Annotated in this window: 14 protein-coding genes; 10 read left to right on the top strand and 4 right to left on the bottom strand. The window is 69.9% G+C overall.

Annotated features, from left to right (window positions below; translation table 11 throughout):
- Nucleotides 1-45 precede the first annotated feature (45 nt).
- Together I004_RS0119815 and I004_RS0119810 are read left to right on the top strand one after the other, a co-directional pair.
- Nucleotides 46-1,062, top strand: a complete 1,017-nt coding sequence (locus I004_RS0119815; RefSeq protein ID WP_051345244.1) for a glycoside hydrolase family 130 protein — start codon at nucleotides 46-48, stop codon at nucleotides 1,060-1,062.
- Nucleotides 1,059-2,270 (top strand): Gfo/Idh/MocA family protein, encoded by a 1,212-nt coding sequence (locus I004_RS0119810; RefSeq protein WP_028436934.1) that lies wholly within the window; start codon nucleotides 1,059-1,061, stop codon nucleotides 2,268-2,270. The genes I004_RS0119815 and I004_RS0119810 overlap by 4 nt, the downstream gene beginning before the upstream one ends.
- On the opposite strand, the gene I004_RS0119805 is transcribed toward I004_RS0119810, so the two are convergent.
- Nucleotides 2,255-2,764: a pyridoxamine 5'-phosphate oxidase family protein gene (locus I004_RS0119805; RefSeq protein ID WP_028436933.1), complete on the bottom strand. Its 510-nt coding sequence runs from the start codon at nucleotides 2,762-2,764 to the stop codon at nucleotides 2,255-2,257. The genes I004_RS0119810 and I004_RS0119805 overlap by 16 nt on opposite strands.
- 128 nt (nucleotides 2,765-2,892) lie before the next feature.
- A complete protein-coding gene (locus I004_RS0119800; protein WP_028436932.1) occupies nucleotides 2,893-3,888 on the bottom strand; it encodes an aldo/keto reductase in 996 nt (331 codons plus the stop codon).
- A 206-nt stretch (nucleotides 3,889-4,094) separates the two neighbouring features.
- Here I004_RS0119800 and I004_RS0119795 point away from each other — a divergent pair, with 206 nt between their 5' ends.
- Nucleotides 4,095-4,676, top strand: coding sequence for a GNAT family N-acetyltransferase (locus tag I004_RS0119795; protein WP_028436931.1), 582 nt, complete (start codon nucleotides 4,095-4,097; stop codon nucleotides 4,674-4,676).
- On the opposite strand, the gene I004_RS34925 is transcribed toward I004_RS0119795, so the two are convergent.
- On the bottom strand, nucleotides 4,654-5,286 hold the full coding sequence (locus I004_RS34925; protein WP_051345218.1) for a PBS lyase: 633 nt from the start codon (nucleotides 5,284-5,286) through the stop codon (nucleotides 4,654-4,656). The two genes, I004_RS0119795 and I004_RS34925, sit on opposite strands and share 23 nt — an antisense overlap.
- A gap of 358 nt (nucleotides 5,287-5,644) precedes the next feature.
- On the opposite strand from I004_RS34925, the gene I004_RS0119785 reads away from it, so the two are divergent.
- The 3 genes from I004_RS0119785 to I004_RS0119775 all read left to right on the top strand — a co-directional run bounded on the left by I004_RS0119785 (nucleotide 5,645) and on the right by I004_RS0119775 (nucleotide 9,074).
- Nucleotides 5,645-7,429, top strand: a complete 1,785-nt coding sequence (locus tag I004_RS0119785; protein WP_028436930.1) for a 3-hydroxyacyl-CoA dehydrogenase family protein — start codon at nucleotides 5,645-5,647, stop codon at nucleotides 7,427-7,429.
- Between the two features lie 97 nt (nucleotides 7,430-7,526).
- Nucleotides 7,527-8,315 carry a TetR family transcriptional regulator gene (locus tag I004_RS0119780; RefSeq protein WP_051345217.1) on the top strand — a complete coding sequence of 263 codons (789 nt, stop codon included), beginning with the start codon at nucleotides 7,527-7,529 and terminating at the stop codon, nucleotides 8,313-8,315.
- A gap of 93 nt (nucleotides 8,316-8,408) precedes the next feature.
- Complete coding sequence (locus tag I004_RS0119775; RefSeq protein WP_028436928.1) at nucleotides 8,409-9,074, top strand: class I SAM-dependent methyltransferase; 666 nt, start codon at nucleotides 8,409-8,411, stop codon at nucleotides 9,072-9,074.
- Between the two features lie 76 nt (nucleotides 9,075-9,150).
- Here the strand turns inward: I004_RS0119775 and I004_RS0119770 are convergent, their stop codons facing one another.
- Nucleotides 9,151-9,900 (bottom strand): hypothetical protein, encoded by a 750-nt coding sequence (locus I004_RS0119770; RefSeq protein ID WP_028436927.1) that lies wholly within the window; start codon nucleotides 9,898-9,900, stop codon nucleotides 9,151-9,153.
- Nucleotides 9,901-10,361: 461 nt separating this feature from the next.
- Here I004_RS0119770 and ccrA point away from each other — a divergent pair, with 461 nt between their 5' ends.
- From ccrA to I004_RS34920, 4 genes are read left to right on the top strand one after another with little or no spacing between them, the layout of a single operon-like run.
- Nucleotides 10,362-11,726, top strand: coding sequence for a crotonyl-CoA carboxylase/reductase (gene ccrA, locus I004_RS0119765; protein WP_028436926.1), 1,365 nt, complete (start codon nucleotides 10,362-10,364; stop codon nucleotides 11,724-11,726).
- Entirely contained in the window at nucleotides 11,719-13,740 is a 2,022-nt protein-coding gene (locus tag I004_RS0119760; protein ID WP_028436925.1) for a protein meaA, read from the top strand. Before ccrA ends, I004_RS0119760 begins: the two co-directional genes overlap by 8 nt.
- Nucleotides 13,737-14,720: an HpcH/HpaI aldolase/citrate lyase family protein gene (locus tag I004_RS0119755; RefSeq protein ID WP_051345216.1), complete on the top strand. Its 984-nt coding sequence runs from the start codon at nucleotides 13,737-13,739 to the stop codon at nucleotides 14,718-14,720. Before I004_RS0119760 ends, I004_RS0119755 begins: the two co-directional genes overlap by 4 nt.
- Nucleotides 14,721-14,725: 5 nt before the next feature.
- A complete protein-coding gene (locus I004_RS34920; protein ID WP_051345215.1) occupies nucleotides 14,726-15,280 on the top strand; it encodes a MaoC family dehydratase in 555 nt (184 codons plus the stop codon).

The raw sequence follows: 15,280 nt of genomic DNA, 5'->3' as shown, positions 1-15,280 counted from the left end.
CCCCGTACGAACATCCCCTACACCCTGCGCCGACTGGGCGTCGTCATGTCGCCACTGCCCGGCGAGGCCAACGAGAGCGAGGGAGTCCTCAATCCCGCCTCCGGCCGCACCCCGGACGGCAAGCTGCACCTGCTGCCCCGCCTCGTGGCCGACGGCAACGTCTCCCGCGTCGGGCTGGCCGAGGTCACCTTCACCGACGGCGTACCCTCCGGCGTCGAGCGCCACGGCGTCGTGCTGGCCCCCGACGAGGGCTGGGAGCGCGGCAAGAACAACGCCGGTGTCGAGGACCCCCGCACCACCTGGATCCCCTCCCTCGGCAAGCACGTCATGTCCTACGTCGCCTACGGGCCCCTCGGCCCCAAGCCGGCCCTCGCCGTCTCCGCGAACCTCTCCGACTGGACCCGGCTCGGCCCGATCCAGTTCGAGTACCAGCCCGACCTCGACACCGACCTCAACCTCTTCCCCAACAAGGACGTCGTCCACTTCCCCGAGCCCGTTCCGGGCCCGGATGGCGAACCGGCGTACGCGATGCTGCACCGCCCCATGTGGGACCTCGGCTGGTTCCGTCCCGGTGAGGGCGTCCACCTCCCCTCCGGCGTCACCGACGAGCGCCCCGGCATCTGGATCTCCTACGTTCCGGTCGCGGAGGCCGAGCAGGACATCCGCGCGCTGGTCCGCCCCCGGCAGCACCGCCTGGTCGCTCTCTCCGAGCACCCCTGGGAGGCACTCAAGATCGGCGCCGGCCCCGCCCCGATCCGCGTCGACGAAGGCTGGCTGCTCATCCATCACGGGGTCTCCGGCTCCATGGAGGATCCCTTCGAGCAGAACCAGCGGGTGTCGTACGCCGCCGGGGCGATGCTCCTCGATCCGGCCGACCCGTCGAAGGTCATCGCCCGGTCCGATGAGCCGCTGATGGCCCCCGAGACGGAGGAGGAGCGCTCCGGCACCGTCCCGAACGTGGTCTTCCCCACGGCGATCGAGGAGATCGACGGGAAGCTGTACGTCTTCTACGGCATGGCCGACGCCCACATCGGCGCCGCCCTCCTGGAACGCGTCACGTGACAGCGCCGGCCCTCGGCCTCGGGCTGGTCGGCTGCGGATCGTTCGGGGCGTACGTCCTGGATGCCGTGGCCGGCCTGCCCGGCCTGCGCATCACCGCCGTCGCCGATCCCGACCAGTCGCGCGCGAAACCGCTCGGCGCACGGCACGGCGCGACCGTACGCGACGGCCTCCCGTCGCTTCTCGCCACGGACGGCGTGGACCTGGTGGCCCTCGCCACCCCGCCCGCCACGCACGCCGGGATGGCCATCGGCGCTCTCCGCGCCGGCAAGCACGTCTTCTGCGAGAAGCCGCTGGCCACCACCACCGAGGACGCCGCCCGGGTACGGGACGAGGTGGACCGTTCGCCCGGAGTTCTCGCCGTCGATCACGTCCTCCGCTACAACCCGATCCTGCGCGCCGTGGAGCGACTGATCGCCGAGGGCCCCCTCTCCCCGCCCCACCGCTTCCTCTTCGAGAACGACGCATCCGACCAGGACCTCGGCCCCGACCACTGGTTCTGGGACCCCGCGCACAGCGGGGGCATCTTCATCGAGCACGGCGTCCACTTCTTCGACGCCGCCCGCGCCCTGATCGGCAGTGAGCCCGAGTCGGTGCGCGCCACGGCCGTACGGCGCCCGGGCGGCCCCGTCGACATGGTGATCGCGGACGCCGTGCACCCCGGCGGTGTCCTGGCCACCCACCTGCACTCCTTCACCCACGCCCACCGATGCGAGCGTCAACTGATGCGCCTGGACCACGGCTTCGCCGAGTCGCGCATCACCGGGTGGATCCCGACACACGCCGCCATCACCGCGTGGACAGACGACGAGGGCGCCGCGAGGTGGGAGGAACTCCCTTCCAGGACAGGTGAGTTGCTGGCCGTTCCCGGCCTACGACCGCACGGCGGCGAACGCGTCGCCGTCGACGTGCACCGGCACGCAGGCGATGGCCGTCCCGCCCGCGGCAGAGGTGTGGCACGCAGCGTCCCGCACCGTGTGGAGGCCGTCATCGACCTCGGCGGCGAGATGCGCAAACCGTATGTGTACGCGGAGAGCGTGCGAGCCGCCGTCGCCGACCTGCTGCGCTGCGCGGCCGACGGCTCCCCACCGGTCGCCGACGCCCACGCCGGCCTGACCGCGGTCGCCGTGGCCGAGGCGGCCACCCGTGCGGCCGGCACCGGAGTCGGCCAGACCATCGCCGTACCCGCGGGGGCTCAGGCGTCCTCGTAGACGGTGCTGTCCTCGTTGCCGCGGCGGATCGTGCGCAGTGCGCGGCCCGGGTGCCAGACCTGGAAGACGATGTGCGGGTCCTCGACCCTGATCCGTACGACCTCGGAGAGCTCCGCGCGGAAGAGATGGAAGCGTTCCGGCGCCTCAGTCTCCGAATCGTCGGCCGCGTACCGGGCGAACTCCTCCGGGTCCGTCACTTCGACCGCACGGCCCGAGATGCGGACGTCGCCGCCGCCCATTCCGGTGCCCGTGCCGGGGTTGGCGTACATCGAGAAGCGGGGGTCGCGGCGCAGGTCGAGCGCCTTGCGGGACCCGATCATCATGCCCAGCCACAGCTCGTCACCCCGGAAGTCGCCCTCCAGGCCGGTCAGACGGGGCGAGCCGTCGGGGCGCAGGGTGGCGAGCACGTGGTGCTGGAACGCCTGGAAGCGGGCTCGTACGGCGTCGGCGAATTCGGGTTCGGCGGCCCGGAAGGCCGCCCAGCTCTCGGTCATGGCTCCATGCTGCCGCCGATACCCGACATCTTCCGTCCGGATTGCGTCCCGCGTACGGGTGCGCCGCGCCTGTGCCCGGGCAGCCGTCCCCTCGTCCGCCCTTCCGGCGCAGCAGCCGGCGAGCCGGTTCAGTGGCCGAGACGGGCGAGAGCCTGGTCGGGGTAGCGTCCGCCGGCCACCGCCCGCTCCGGCACGGCATCGCGCAAGCGCGCCGCCTGATCCGGGCTCAGAGCCACATCGGTCGCTTCGATGTTCTCCAGCAAGTACCGCTCCCGTTTGGTACCGGGAATCGGCAGGATGTCCGGCCCCTGGTACAGGAGCCAGGCCAACGCCGCCTGGGCCGGCGAGCAGCCGATCTGATCGGCGACGTTCCTGACCGCCTCGACCAGAGCAAGGTTGCCAGCGATGTTCCCGGGCGCGAAACGCGGCCATCGCCGGCGGTTGTCCTCTTCGGACAGAGCTTCACGTGAGTGCAGAGCGCCGCCGAGCATGCCGCGGCCCAGTGGCGAGTACGCAACCACGGCGACGCCGAGCTCCCGGCAGGTGTCGAGCATCTCCCCCTCCACCACGTCCCTGGTGAACAGCGAGTACTCGAGCTGGATCGCCGTGATGGGGTGCACCGCGTGTGCCCGGCGCAGCGTGCCCGGGCTGACCTCGGACAGTCCGAGAAAGCGGACCTTGCCTGCTTCGACCAGGGCCGCCATGGCACCGACCGTGTCCTCGACAGGTACGCCGGGGTCACGGCGATGCATGTAGTACAGGTCGATGTGCTCGGCCCCCAGCCGCGCCAGAGAAGCGTCGCACGCGACCTGCACGTACTCGGCGGAAGTGTCGACTTCGTCCACCCTGCGGGTGGCGGCGCTGTGCTTGAGACCGAACTTGGTCGAGAGGAAGACCGAGTCGCGCCCGCGGTTGCGCAGCCAACGGCCGAGCAGCTCCTCGTTGGCGCCGACGCCGTACACGTCCGCGGTGTCGAGAAGGTTGACGCCCAGCTCAGCGGCACGATCCAACGTGCGCAGGCACTCGCTCTCGTCGGCGGCTCCATAGGCGATCGACATGCCCATACAGCCAAGACCGATCTCGGACACCCGGGCAGCGGGATCGCCGAGTGGACGGAACTTCATCGCAACTCCCCCTGTTCACGTTGCCCGTCAGCGTGGGCCTTGGACTTCTGGAGCATCCAATCAATTCGCCGACGACGACCCGGCCGGCACCCCGCCACTCGTCGCCCTGAGGGCAGAGCCGTCCCCTCGGCCGTCTTGTCAGCACAGTCGGCCCGGGGCCCCGGAATTCGGTCGAGACCGCTCCACCGTTCTGACACGATCCGTCCATGCCTGTACGGGAGATGACCGCGGACGACATCGACGCCGTCGCCGAACTGCGGGTGCGCGCCTGGCAGTACGCCTACGCGGACCTCCTGCCGCACCGCTTCCTGAACGCGATGTCCGTGGAGGAGGACGCCGCCCGTCGCCGGGATTTGTTCGCCAAGGCTGCCGCCCTCGCCCGCAATCCCGTAACGAACCTCGTCACCGAGAGCGCCGACGGGGCCGTCACCGGCTGGGCGGCGTTCGGCCCGAACCGCCCCGGCGGTGCGCACACGTCGGCGCCGCGAGCGGAGACCGCCACCGAGGAGGCGGAGCTGTACGCGATCTACGTGCGGCCCGAACTGCTCGGCACCGGCCTCGGCCGGGACCTCACGGCCTCCTGCCTGGAGGGTGCCGCCCGGCAGGGCTTCACACGCGTCGTGCTGTGGGTCATCGAGGGCAACGCCCGCGCCCGCCGTTTCTACGAGCGCGCCGGCTTCGCCCCGGACGGCGGCGAGGACACCTACGACATCGAGGGGCAGGGCACGCACATCCCGATCGTGCGCTACGGGCGGCCGTTGACGGTCACGGACAGCTGTTCGGTTTGACGGCTCTTCTGCGGGGCCGCGCCGGCGCCGTCGGGATGCGCGCCAGCGCCGCCTTCGCGAAGGGCGAGAGCCGGTGGTGCTCGGCGGCCGCCCCCAGAACCGCGACGGCACGCCGGTCCCCCAGCGCCCCGAGCCCCTGCACGCATGCCTCGGCGATCGGCCAGTAGTGCACCGGCCCCATCAGCAGCCGCTGCAGGACGGAAATCAGCGTGGGCACCGACTCCGGCGCCCGTAACGCCGTGAGCAGCCGCACGGCATGCAGCGCGTAGCCCGTGCGCAGCTCGTTGGTCGCGAGGGCCGCGGCAGCCCGTGCGGTGCGCGGGTCGCGCAGCCGTGCCAGGGCATGAGCGGCCGTGGCGCAGCGCACGGGATCGCGGTAGTTCAGCATGAAGATCAAGGTTTCGAAACTGCGCCTGTCCCCCGCGCTGCCGAGGGCGAATGCCGCCACCTCCCGCGCCCACAGTGGGCGTTGACTCTCCGCCAGCACGGACGCCAACTCGTCCCGCGCCGCCGGAGTGTCCTCCCTCGCGAGTGCCACCAGCCGCTCGTACTCGACCGGGTCCGCCTCCGCCCGGACGCGATCGATCAACGATCGGAATGCGTCGGCCACTTCCGCTCCTCCCCCACGTGCTCCGTCCCACAGCCCTGGAAGAGCCATACCCCTGGCGCTCTGGTTACCCACGAGTTAAGCTGCTCGTCAGAGCGGCACCCCCGCTCAGGCGGCCTGGTGACGCAGCCGCCCGAGAGTGAAGTCGGTTCGGCGGGGGTCCGGGCCCGTGGCGTACCGCCGCGGGAGTGCCCGGGCTGCACCGCCTGTACGGAACGGCCCCTGGGACAGGGCCGGTTGACCCCGTTTCCGTCTTCCTTCCTCGATTCCTCGAGTCTCCTGCCGCAGCTGCGCCCTGCACGCGTGCTGAGCGCGCGGCCGGCTCACCCTCATCGTCAGTCGTCACACCTGGAGTCCCGTGATGGACCGTCCGCCTCTGAACACCATCGCCGTCATCGGCCTCGGCACCATGGGCACCGGCATCGCCGACGTTCTCGCCCGTGCCGGCCGTGAGGTCATCGGCATCGACATCAGTGACGCCGCCGCACGTCACGCAACCGCCGCCTTCGAAGCCTCCACCGCGCGTGCCGTGCAGCGCGAGCGGATGACGGAGGAAGAGCGGCAGGAAGCGCTCGCCCGCTTCCGCACCTTCGGCGAACTGGAGGCCGCCGCCGAGGCGGACCTCGTCATCGAGGTCGTGCCGGAGGACTACGACACCAAGTGCCAGGTGTTCGCCGCGCTCGACACCGTCGTCAAGCCGGACACGATCCTCGCGACGGGCACCAACGCGCTCTCCGTCACGCGGCTCGCGGCCGACTCGGACCGCCCCGAACGCGTGCTCGGTCTGCACTTCTTCCACCCCGCCCCGGCGATGAAGCTCGTCGAGGTCGTCTCCTCGGTGCTCACCTCTCCGGAGGCCGTCACCGCAGTGACCGAACTCGCGCGCGAGCTGGGCAAGGAACCCGTCGCCGTCGGCGACCGCCCCGGGTTCGTCGCCGACGGGCTGCTCTTCGGCTACCTCAACCAGGCCGCGGCGATGTACGAGTCGCGCTACGCCAGCCGCGAGGACATCGACAACGCGATGCGCCTCGGGTGCGGTCTCCCCATGGGCCCGCTGGCCCTGCTCGACCTCATCGGCATCGACACCGCGCGCACCGTGCTGGACGCGATGTACGCCGACTCGCACGACCGGCTCCACGCACCGGCGCCGATCCTGCGGCAGCTGAGCGACGCCGGTCTGACGGGCCAGAAGGCCGGCCGCGGCTTCTACTCGTACGAGGCGCCCGGCTCCTCCGTCCTCATCACCGACTCGGAGACACCGGACGGCGACGCAGCCCGCACCGAGGGCCGTCCCGTCTCGTCCGTCGGCGTCGCCGGCTCGGGCACCATGGCGAGCGGCATTGCCGAGGTCTTTGCCAAGGCCGGGTACGAGACGGTGCTCGCGGCACGCAGCGAGGAGAAGGCGGAGGCGGCCAAGGCACGCGTCGCCAAGTCCTTCGAGCGTGCCGTGAGGAAGGGCCGGATGACCGAGGACGACCGGGTCGCCGCGCTCGGCCGCATCTCCCCCGCCGGTTCCCTGGAGGCGCTCTCCGACGTCGACCTGGCGGTCGAAGCGGTCGCGGAGGACCTGGAGGTCAAGCGGGCCCTCTTCGCCAGGCTCGACGAGGTGTGCAAGCCCGGCGCGGTGCTGGCCACGACCACCAGCTCCCTCCCGGTGGTCGCCTGCGCCCGCGCCACGTCACGTCCGCAGGACGTCATCGGCATGCACTTCTTCAACCCGGCGCCGGCGATGAAGCTCGTCGAGGTCGTGCGGACGGTGCTCACCGTCGACGAGGCTCACGCCACCATCCGCGAGGTGTGCGGACGCATCCGCAAGCACCCCGTGGACTGCGGCGACCGGGCGGGATTCATCGTGAACGCGCTGCTCTTCCCGTACCTCAACAACGCCGTGAAGATGGTCGAACAGCACTACGCCTCGCTCGACGACATCGACGCGGCCATGAAGCTCGGCGGCGGCTACCCGATGGGGCCCTTCGAGCTGCTGGACGTCGTCGGCCTGGATGTCTCTCTCGCCATCGAGCAGGTGCTGCACAGGGAGTTCCGCGACCCGGGCCTGGCGCCCGCGCCGCTGCTGGAACACCTGGTCGCGGCGGGTTGCCTGGGGCGGAAGACGGGACGAGGTTTCCGCGAGTACGCACGGCGGTGACGCTTCTGTGAAGCGGGACAACCGGTGGGGCGGGCTGCTCGAGCCTTCCGCAGGCAGCCCGCCCCCCGACTCCGTCACGGCATGTAACGTTCCCCACATGTCAGACTCCGCGAAGCCGTCCCGTTCGCACACCGCCTCCTCCCAGCGCCTCAGGATGCGGCGCGAGTTGGCGGCGGCGGCGATGGAGCTCTTCGCGACGAAGGGTTACGAGGCCACGACGGTCGACGAGATCGCGGCCACGGCAGGTGTCGCCCGGCGCACCTTCTTCCGGCACTTCCGCGCCAAGGAAGAGGCCATCTTCCCGGACCACGACGACACCCTAGTGCGGGCACAGGCGGTCCTGGAGGCAGCGCCCGCCCACGAGAACCCGCTCGACACGGTGTGCCGCGGCATCAAAGAGGTCATGCGGATGTACGCGGCGTCGCCGAAGGGCAGCGTCGAGCGCTACAAGCTGACCCGCGAGGTGCCGGCGCTGCGCGAGCGCGAGATCGCATCCGTAGCGCGCTACGAGCGGCTCTTCACGCGGTATCTGCTCGGCCACTTCGACGAGGCGGCCCACCGCGACGGCGACGACGATCCGCTCCTGGCGGAGGTCGCCGCCTCGGCGGTCGTCACGGCGCACAACCACGTGCTGCGCCGGTGGCTGCGCAACGGCGGAGTGGGCGACGTGGAGGCACAGTTGGACCACGCGTTCGCGATCGTACGCAGAACCTTCGGCACGGGCTTCGGGGCGAACCGGCTCGCGGCGCCCGAGCCGGCCGGGAGCCCGAACGGTGCCGTCGGTGCCGAGACCACGCGCGAGGACGAGGTGCTGGTCACCGTCGCCCGCACCGATACGCCGATCGGCGAGATCATGCGCACGATCGAGCAGGCGCTGCGGGACTGAGCGCCACCAGCTACAAGAGCCCGGTGGCTGACGGCCGTTCGCGAACCTGCCCCAAGGCGTGAACGCGCCCACGGCTTCGGCGAAGCTGGCTCCATGACCGATGACCGTGACGTGGACGCGAACCGGCTGGCTTCCGAGTCGCTCGCCGAGGACGATCCGACGGGCTGGTTCGAGCGGCTCTACGCCGAGGCCGCCGCCGGGGAGGCGACGGTGCCGTGGGACCGCGACGAGCCGAACGCGCTGCTGGTCGAATGGGCCGAGCGGCAAGCACTCGACGGCACAGGAATGCGTGCGCTCGTGGTCGGCTCAGGGCTCGGGCGGGACGCGGAATACGTGGCATATCTCGGCTTCCGTACGACCGCGTTCGACATCTCGCCGACGGCCGTCCGCGGTGCGCGGGAGCGCTTCCCCGACTCGGCCGTCGCCTACGTCGTGGCCGATCTCCTGGACCCGCCCGCCGAGTGGGCCGGTGCCTTCGACCTCGTCGTGGAGTCGATCACGGTGCAGTCCATGCCGCTCTCGGTCCGCGCGGAAGTGATCGTCAACGTCGCCCGCACGGTGGCGCTCGGGGGGCGGCTGGTGGTCATCTCCGGCGCCCGCGAGGAGGGCGAGCAGGTGGACGGTCCGCCGTGGCCGCTCACCCGCTCCGAACTGGACTCCTTCGCCGTCCACGGGCTGCGGGCCGCTCAGGTGGAGCAGGTGCCGCACCCCGGTGATCCCGACGCCCTGCGGTGGCGCGCGGAGTTCCGGCGGTCGTGACCCGAGAGTGGCAGGACCGCGTGACGCCGCCTGCGGGGCGAAGTCGCCACGCGGACCTGCCGGGAGGTGCCCTCCGTCAGGAGCGCTTCGAAGCCGAACCCTGGGTGCCGGGGGTGGCGCACTCAGCGGGGAGCTTCACCTTTCCGGGCTTGTGCACGAAGGAGTCCATCTTCGCCCACTCGTCCAGTTCCGGGTCGTACAGGTTCTGGAGACCGAACTGCAGCAACTGCCGGAACGTCCCCCTGTTGCGCTGGTCGACGTAGACGTCGGCGAGGGCCAGCGGGAACCGCAGGTGCAGCCCCGGAGGCCGCTGCGGCAGGACGACGCCGACTCTCCAGTGGTTCACCTGCCGGGGCTTGTTCAGATGGAGGGTCTCCCGTCCGACGAACCGTGATCCCTCAAGGAACCGGTTCACCGTGTTCAGGTTGAAGCCGGGGATCCTCGAGCACGAATGCAGGTTCAGGCCCGGCCACTTGAAGGTGATCGTGTAAAGCGTGTTGCGGTAGATCAGGTTCGTGAACCAGATGGGGTACTGCGGGCCTCCGGCGGTCATCTGGCTGTCGCCGTTCTTCCCCTCCCAGGTGAACGGGACCGTGATGCCCAGGTCGCGGACGATCCACTTGCCCTTGCCCCGGAAGTTGCGCGGGAGCTGAGGCGGCTGCGGCGTTCTCGGGTCGATCGGTTTCGTCGCCGTCGCGGCCCCGGAGGATGCCGTGGTCCCGGTGCGCGATTCGGCAGCGGCAGGCGGCAGGGTCGTGATGACGACGGCGAGTGCTGCGGCGAGTGCGGCCGACGCGGCCGCGCGACGTGTGCGTGTCCGACCCATGGTCTCCCTCGGCTTCGAGTCGCGCGCCTGTGCGGCGCAGGGTTCAAACGCGGCGATCGATCCAGAGGTCCCCTGACGACGCGGAGGCCAAAACCGCTGCTCGGAGCAGGGCCTGTTCGGACCAGTGCGGTTCCGGACGGGCGCACCGTGCGGGCCCGGAGCCGGGCCCGCACGGTGCGAGCGGAGCGGGGGGCGCCGCTCATGCGTGCGGACCCTCACATCAAGTGAGAGAATTTATTGGCACGCAGTGTCTTGTGCACTGGCACTGGGTGTCATACCTTGATGCATGTCCGGGCCCGTCCCAACGGCACCACACCCGTCCGCGCCCGGACGCCTGCGTCACAGGCAACCCGCGCTCACCAGCGCCGCCAACAGCATCACCCGCCGAACCGACGGCACTGCCTCACACCCGACGACCCTCAAAGCGTCCTCTTCCACAGCGCTTCGCCGGAGGCATTACCGTGAACAAGATCCTCGACGCGATCCTCGCGTCCGACACGACCGCCGAAGACTTCGCGAACCTTTCCCTCCCGGAGTCCTACAGGGCGGTGACCGTCCACCGGGACGAGGCCGAGATGTTCGACGGTCTCCCCTCCCGGGAGAAGGACCCCCGCAAGTCCCTGCACCTGGACGAGGTCCCCGTGCCCGAACTGGGGCCCGGTGAGGCACTGGTGGCCGTGATGGCCTCCTCCGTCAACTACAACTCCGTGTGGACCTCGCTCTTCGAGCCCATGTCCACCTTCGCGTTCCTGGAGCGCTACGGGCGCCTGTCCCCGCTGGCCAAGCGGCACGACCTGCCCTACCACATCATCGGCTCCGACCTCGCCGGCGTCGTGCTGCGCACGGGTGCGGGCGTGAACAAGTGGGCGCCGGGCGACGAGGTCGTCGCGCACTGCCTCTCCGTCGAGCTGGAGTCGGCCGACGGCCACAACGACACGATGCTCGACCCGGAACAGCGCATCTGGGGATTCGAGACCAACTTCGGCGGCCTCGCGGAGATCGCGCTGGTCAAGACGAACCAGCTGATGCCGAAGCCTGACCACCTCAGCTGGGAGGAGGCCGCGGCCCCCGGCCTGGTCAACTCGACCGCCTACCGGCAGTTGGTCTCCCGCAACGGCGCCGGGATGAAGCAGGGCGACAACGTCCTCATCTGGGGCGCCAGCGGCGGACTCGGTTCGTACGCCACGCAGTTCGCACTGGCCGGCGGCGCCAACCCGATCTGTGTCGTCTCCAGCGAACAGAAGGCGGAGATCTGCCGCCGCATGGGCGCCGAGGCGATCATCGACCGCAACGCCGAGGGCTACAGGTTCTGGAAGGACGAGCACAACCAGGACCCGAAGGAGTGGAAGCGCTTCGGCAAGCGCATCCGCGAACTGACGGGCGGCGAGGACGTCGACATCGTCTTCGAGCACCCCGGACGCGAGACCTTCGGCGCGAGCGTGTACGTCACCCGCAAGGGCGGCACCATCGTCACCTGCGCATCCACCTCGGGCTACGAGCACACCTACGACAACCGCTACCTGTGGATGTCGCTCAAGCGCATCGTCGGCTCGCACTTCGCCAACTACCGCGAGGCGTGGGAGGCCAACCGCCTCATCGCCAAGGGCAAGATCCACCCGACGCTCTCCCGCACCTACAACCTGGAGGAGACCGGCCAGGCCGCCCACGACGTGCACCGCAACGTCCACCAGGGCAAGGTCGGCGTCCTCGCGCTGGCTCCCGAGGAGGGCCTGGGCGTCCGCGACGCGGAGAAGCGCGCGAAGCACCTCGGCTCGATCAATCTGTTCAGGGACGCCGACAGCGAGCGGAACGGCAAGCATGCCTGAGCGAGCCAAGGACCGGCCGTGGCTGATGCGCACGTACGCGGGTCACTCCACGGCCGAGGCGTCCAACGAGTTGTACCGGCGTAATCTCGCCAAGGGCCAGACCGGGCTCTCGGTCGCCTTCGACCTGCCGACGCAGACCGGCTACGACCCCGACCACGTCCTCGCGCGTGGCGAGGTCGGCCGCGTCGGCGTGCCGGTCTCCCATGTGGCGGACATGCGGCGGCTGTTCGAGGACATCCCCCTCGAGCAGATGAACACGTCGATGACGATCAACGCCACCGCCATGTGGCTGCTGGCGCTGTACCAGGTCGTCGCGGAGGAGCACGGCGCCGACATCTCCAAGCTCCAGGGAACGACGCAGAACGACATCGTCAAGGAGTACCTGTCGCGGGGCACGCACGTCTTCCCGCCGGGCCCCTCTCTGCGTCTGACGACGGACATGATCGCCTACACCGTCGGCAACATCCCCAAGTGGAATCCGATCAACATCTGCAGCTACCACCTCCAGGAGGCCGGTGCCACACCGGTCCAGGAGATCGCGTACGCGATGAGTACGGCGATCGCCGTACTCGACGCCGTGCGCGACTCGGGGCAGGTGCCGCAGGAGCGGATGGGCGACGTCGTGGCCCGGATCTCCTTCTTCGTCAACGCGGGCGTCCGCTTCGTCGAGGAGATGTGCAAGATGCGGGCCTTCACCCGCATCTGGGACCGCATCACTCGCGAGCGGTACGGCATCGAGAACGCGAAGCAGCGCCGATTCCGCTACGGCGTGCAGGTCAACTCCCTCGGGCTGACGGAGGCCCAGCCGGAGAACAACATCCAGCGCATCGTGCTGGAGATGCTGGCTGTCACCCTCTCCAAGGACGCACGCGCCCGCGCCGTCCAACTGCCCGCCTGGAACGAGGCCTTGGGCCTGCCGCGGCCCTGGGACCAGCAGTGGTCGCTGCGTATCCAGCAGGTCCTGGCGGTGGAGAGCGACCTGCTCGAGTACGAGGACATCTTCGCCGGATCGCACGTGATCGAGGCGAAGGTGAACGAACTCGTCGAGGCCTCCTTCGCCGAGATCGAGCACATCGAGAAGCTCGGCGGGGCCATGGCGGCCGTCGAATCGGGCTATCTGAAGTCGGAGTTGGTCTCCTCGCACGCCGAGCGCCGCGGCCGCATCGAGTCCGGCGAGGAGAAGATCGTCGGGGTCAACTGCTACGAGTCGACCGAACCGAACCCGCTCACCGCCGACCTGGATACGGCCATCCACACCGTCGACCCGGCGACCGAGGCACAGGTCGCGGAGGCGATCGGGCGCTGGCGTGCCACTCGCGACGAGTCCCCGGAGGCCGCCGCGCCACGCGCCCTCCAGCGACTCAGGGACGCCGCCGCCACGGACGCCAACCTCATGGAGGCAACGCTGGAATGCGCCCGGGCGGGCGTGACCACCGGCGAGTGGGCCGGCGCCCTGCGCGAGGTCTTCGGCGAGTTCCGCGCGCCCACCGGCGTCAGCAGCGCCCCCGTGGCGGTGCCCGCCGAGGAAGGCTCCACGCTCGCCGACGTACGCCGCCGCGTGGAGCTGACCGCCGGGGAACTCGGCGTCGGCAAGCTCCGGCTGCTCGTGGGCAAACCCGGCCTGGACGGGCACAGCAACGGAGCCGAGCAGATCGCCGTACGGGCCCGCGACGCGGGCTTCGAGGTGATCTACCAGGGCATCCGGCTCACGCCCGAGCAGATCTCCTCGGCCGCGGTCGCCGAGGACGTGCACTGCGTCGGCCTGTCCATCCTCTCCGGCTCGCACGCGGAGCTGGTTCCGGACGTACTGGAGAGGTTGCGGCGTTCGGGCGCGGACGACGTCCCCGTCATCGTCGGCGGCATCATCCCGTCGGCCGACGCCGTGGCGCTGCGCGAGGCCGGAGTAGCCGCCGTCTTCACGCCGAAGGACTTCGGCATCACCGAGATCATCGGCCGTATCGTCAACGAAATCCGCACAGCGAACAAGCTCGACCCCCTGGAGGTCCCCGCATGACAGCCCCGTCGGACACCGGCCAGGCATCCCGCACGCTGCGCCCCCGGCGCTCCTGCATGGCCGTGCCCGGAAGCAACCCGCGCTTCCTGGAGAAGGCGCAGGGCCTCCCCGCCGACCAGGTCTTCCTCGACCTGGAGGACGCCTGTGCGCCGCTGGCCAAGCCGGACGCCCGGCACACCATCGTGAAGTTCCTCAACGAGGGTGACTGGACCGGCAAGACGCGCGTCGTCCGCGTCAACGACTGGACGACCCACTGGACCTACCGCGACGTGATCACCGTCGTCGAGGGCGCCGGGCAGAACCTCGACTGCATCATGCTGCCGAAGGTCCAGGACGCCCAGCAGGTCCAGGCCCTGGACATGCTCCTGACGCAGATCGAGACGACGATGGGCTTCGAGGTGGGCCGCATCGGCATCGAGGCGCAGATCGAGAACGCCAAGGGCCTGGTGAACGTCGACGAGATCGCTGCGTCCTCGCCCCGCATGGAGACGATCGTCTTCGGGCCGGCCGACTTCATGGCGTCCATCAACATGAAGTCCCTCGTCGTCGGCGAGCAGCCGCCCGGCTACCCCTCCGACGCCTACCACTACATCCTGATGCGGATTCTGATGGCCGCCCGCACGCACGACCTCCAGGCGATCGACGGCCCGTACCTGCAGATCAAGGACGTCGACGGCTTCCGCGAGGTGGCACAACGTGCCGCGGCGCTCGGCTACGACGGCAAGTGGGTGCTGCACCCCGGGCAGGTCGAGGCGGCGAACGAGATCTTCTCCCCCTCCCAGGAGGACTTCGACCACGCGGAGATGATCCTCGACGCCTACGAGTACTTCACGTCCGAGAAGGGCGGCAAGAAGGGTTCGGCGATGCTCGGCGACGAGATGATCGACGAGGCGAGCCGCAAGATGGCCCTGGTCATCGCGGGCAAGGGCCGCGCCGCCGGGATGTCCCGCACGACGTCCTTCGAAGCACCGGAGGCCTGATCAGGATGCAGTTCGGCCGCACATACGAAGAGTTCGCCGTCGGGGACGTCTACAAGCACTGGCCCGGCAAGACGGTGACCGAGTACGACGACCACCTGTTCTGTCTGCTCACGATGAACCACCACCCGCTCCACATGGACAGCAACTACGCGGAGCGGACGACCGACTTCGGCAAGAACGTGGTGGTGGGCAACTACGTCTACTCGCTGCTGCTGGGCATGTCCGTACCGGACGTCTCGGGTAAGGCCATCGCCAACCTGGAGATCGAGTCGCTCAAGCACGTGGCGCCGACCTTCCACGGCGACACGATCTACGGTGAGACCACCGTCCTCGACAAGATCCCGTCGAAGTCCAAGAGCGACCGCGGGATCGTGCACGTCGAGACCAAGGGCTACAACCAGGACGGCACGCTCGTCTGCATCTTCCGCCGCAAGGTGATGGTGCCCACGGAGGCCTACATCAAGGAGCGCGGAGGCGAGCAGCCGGGCCGCCCCGAGCTGCGCGAGTCCGCCTCCGGCAAGTCCGCCTCCGGCACGGACAAAGCAAAGGGAGGGAAGTGA

The sequence above is a fragment of the Streptomyces sp. TAA486 genome, from assembly GCF_000426165.1.
Note: the sequence above shows the minus strand (reverse complement) of the source record. Positions and strands in the feature narration are given on the sequence as shown.

What these genes read in the sequence shown, in the direction of transcription:
- I004_RS34920 (WP_051345215.1), top strand. Translation starts at nt 14,726, where the DNA reads ATGCAGTTCGGCCGCACATACGAAGAGTTCGCCGTCGGGGACGTCTAC.
- I004_RS0119795 (WP_028436931.1), top strand. Translation starts at nt 4,095, where the DNA reads ATGCCTGTACGGGAGATGACCGCGGACGACATCGACGCCGTCGCCGAA.
- I004_RS0119785 (WP_028436930.1), top strand. Translation starts at nt 5,645, where the DNA reads ATGGACCGTCCGCCTCTGAACACCATCGCCGTCATCGGCCTCGGCACC.
- I004_RS0119815 (WP_051345244.1), top strand. Translation starts at nt 46, where the DNA reads ATGTCGCCACTGCCCGGCGAGGCCAACGAGAGCGAGGGAGTCCTCAAT.
- I004_RS0119755 (WP_051345216.1), top strand. Translation starts at nt 13,737, where the DNA reads ATGACAGCCCCGTCGGACACCGGCCAGGCATCCCGCACGCTGCGCCCC.
- I004_RS0119780 (WP_051345217.1), top strand. Translation starts at nt 7,527, where the DNA reads ATGTCAGACTCCGCGAAGCCGTCCCGTTCGCACACCGCCTCCTCCCAG.
- I004_RS0119775 (WP_028436928.1), top strand. Translation starts at nt 8,409, where the DNA reads ATGACCGATGACCGTGACGTGGACGCGAACCGGCTGGCTTCCGAGTCG.
- I004_RS0119805 (WP_028436933.1), bottom strand. Translation starts at nt 2,764, where the DNA reads ATGACCGAGAGCTGGGCGGCCTTCCGGGCCGCCGAACCCGAATTCGCC.
- I004_RS0119770 (WP_028436927.1), bottom strand. Translation starts at nt 9,900, where the DNA reads ATGGGTCGGACACGCACACGTCGCGCGGCCGCGTCGGCCGCACTCGCC.
- I004_RS0119800 (WP_028436932.1), bottom strand. Translation starts at nt 3,888, where the DNA reads ATGAAGTTCCGTCCACTCGGCGATCCCGCTGCCCGGGTGTCCGAGATC.
- I004_RS0119760 (WP_028436925.1), top strand. Translation starts at nt 11,719, where the DNA reads ATGCCTGAGCGAGCCAAGGACCGGCCGTGGCTGATGCGCACGTACGCG.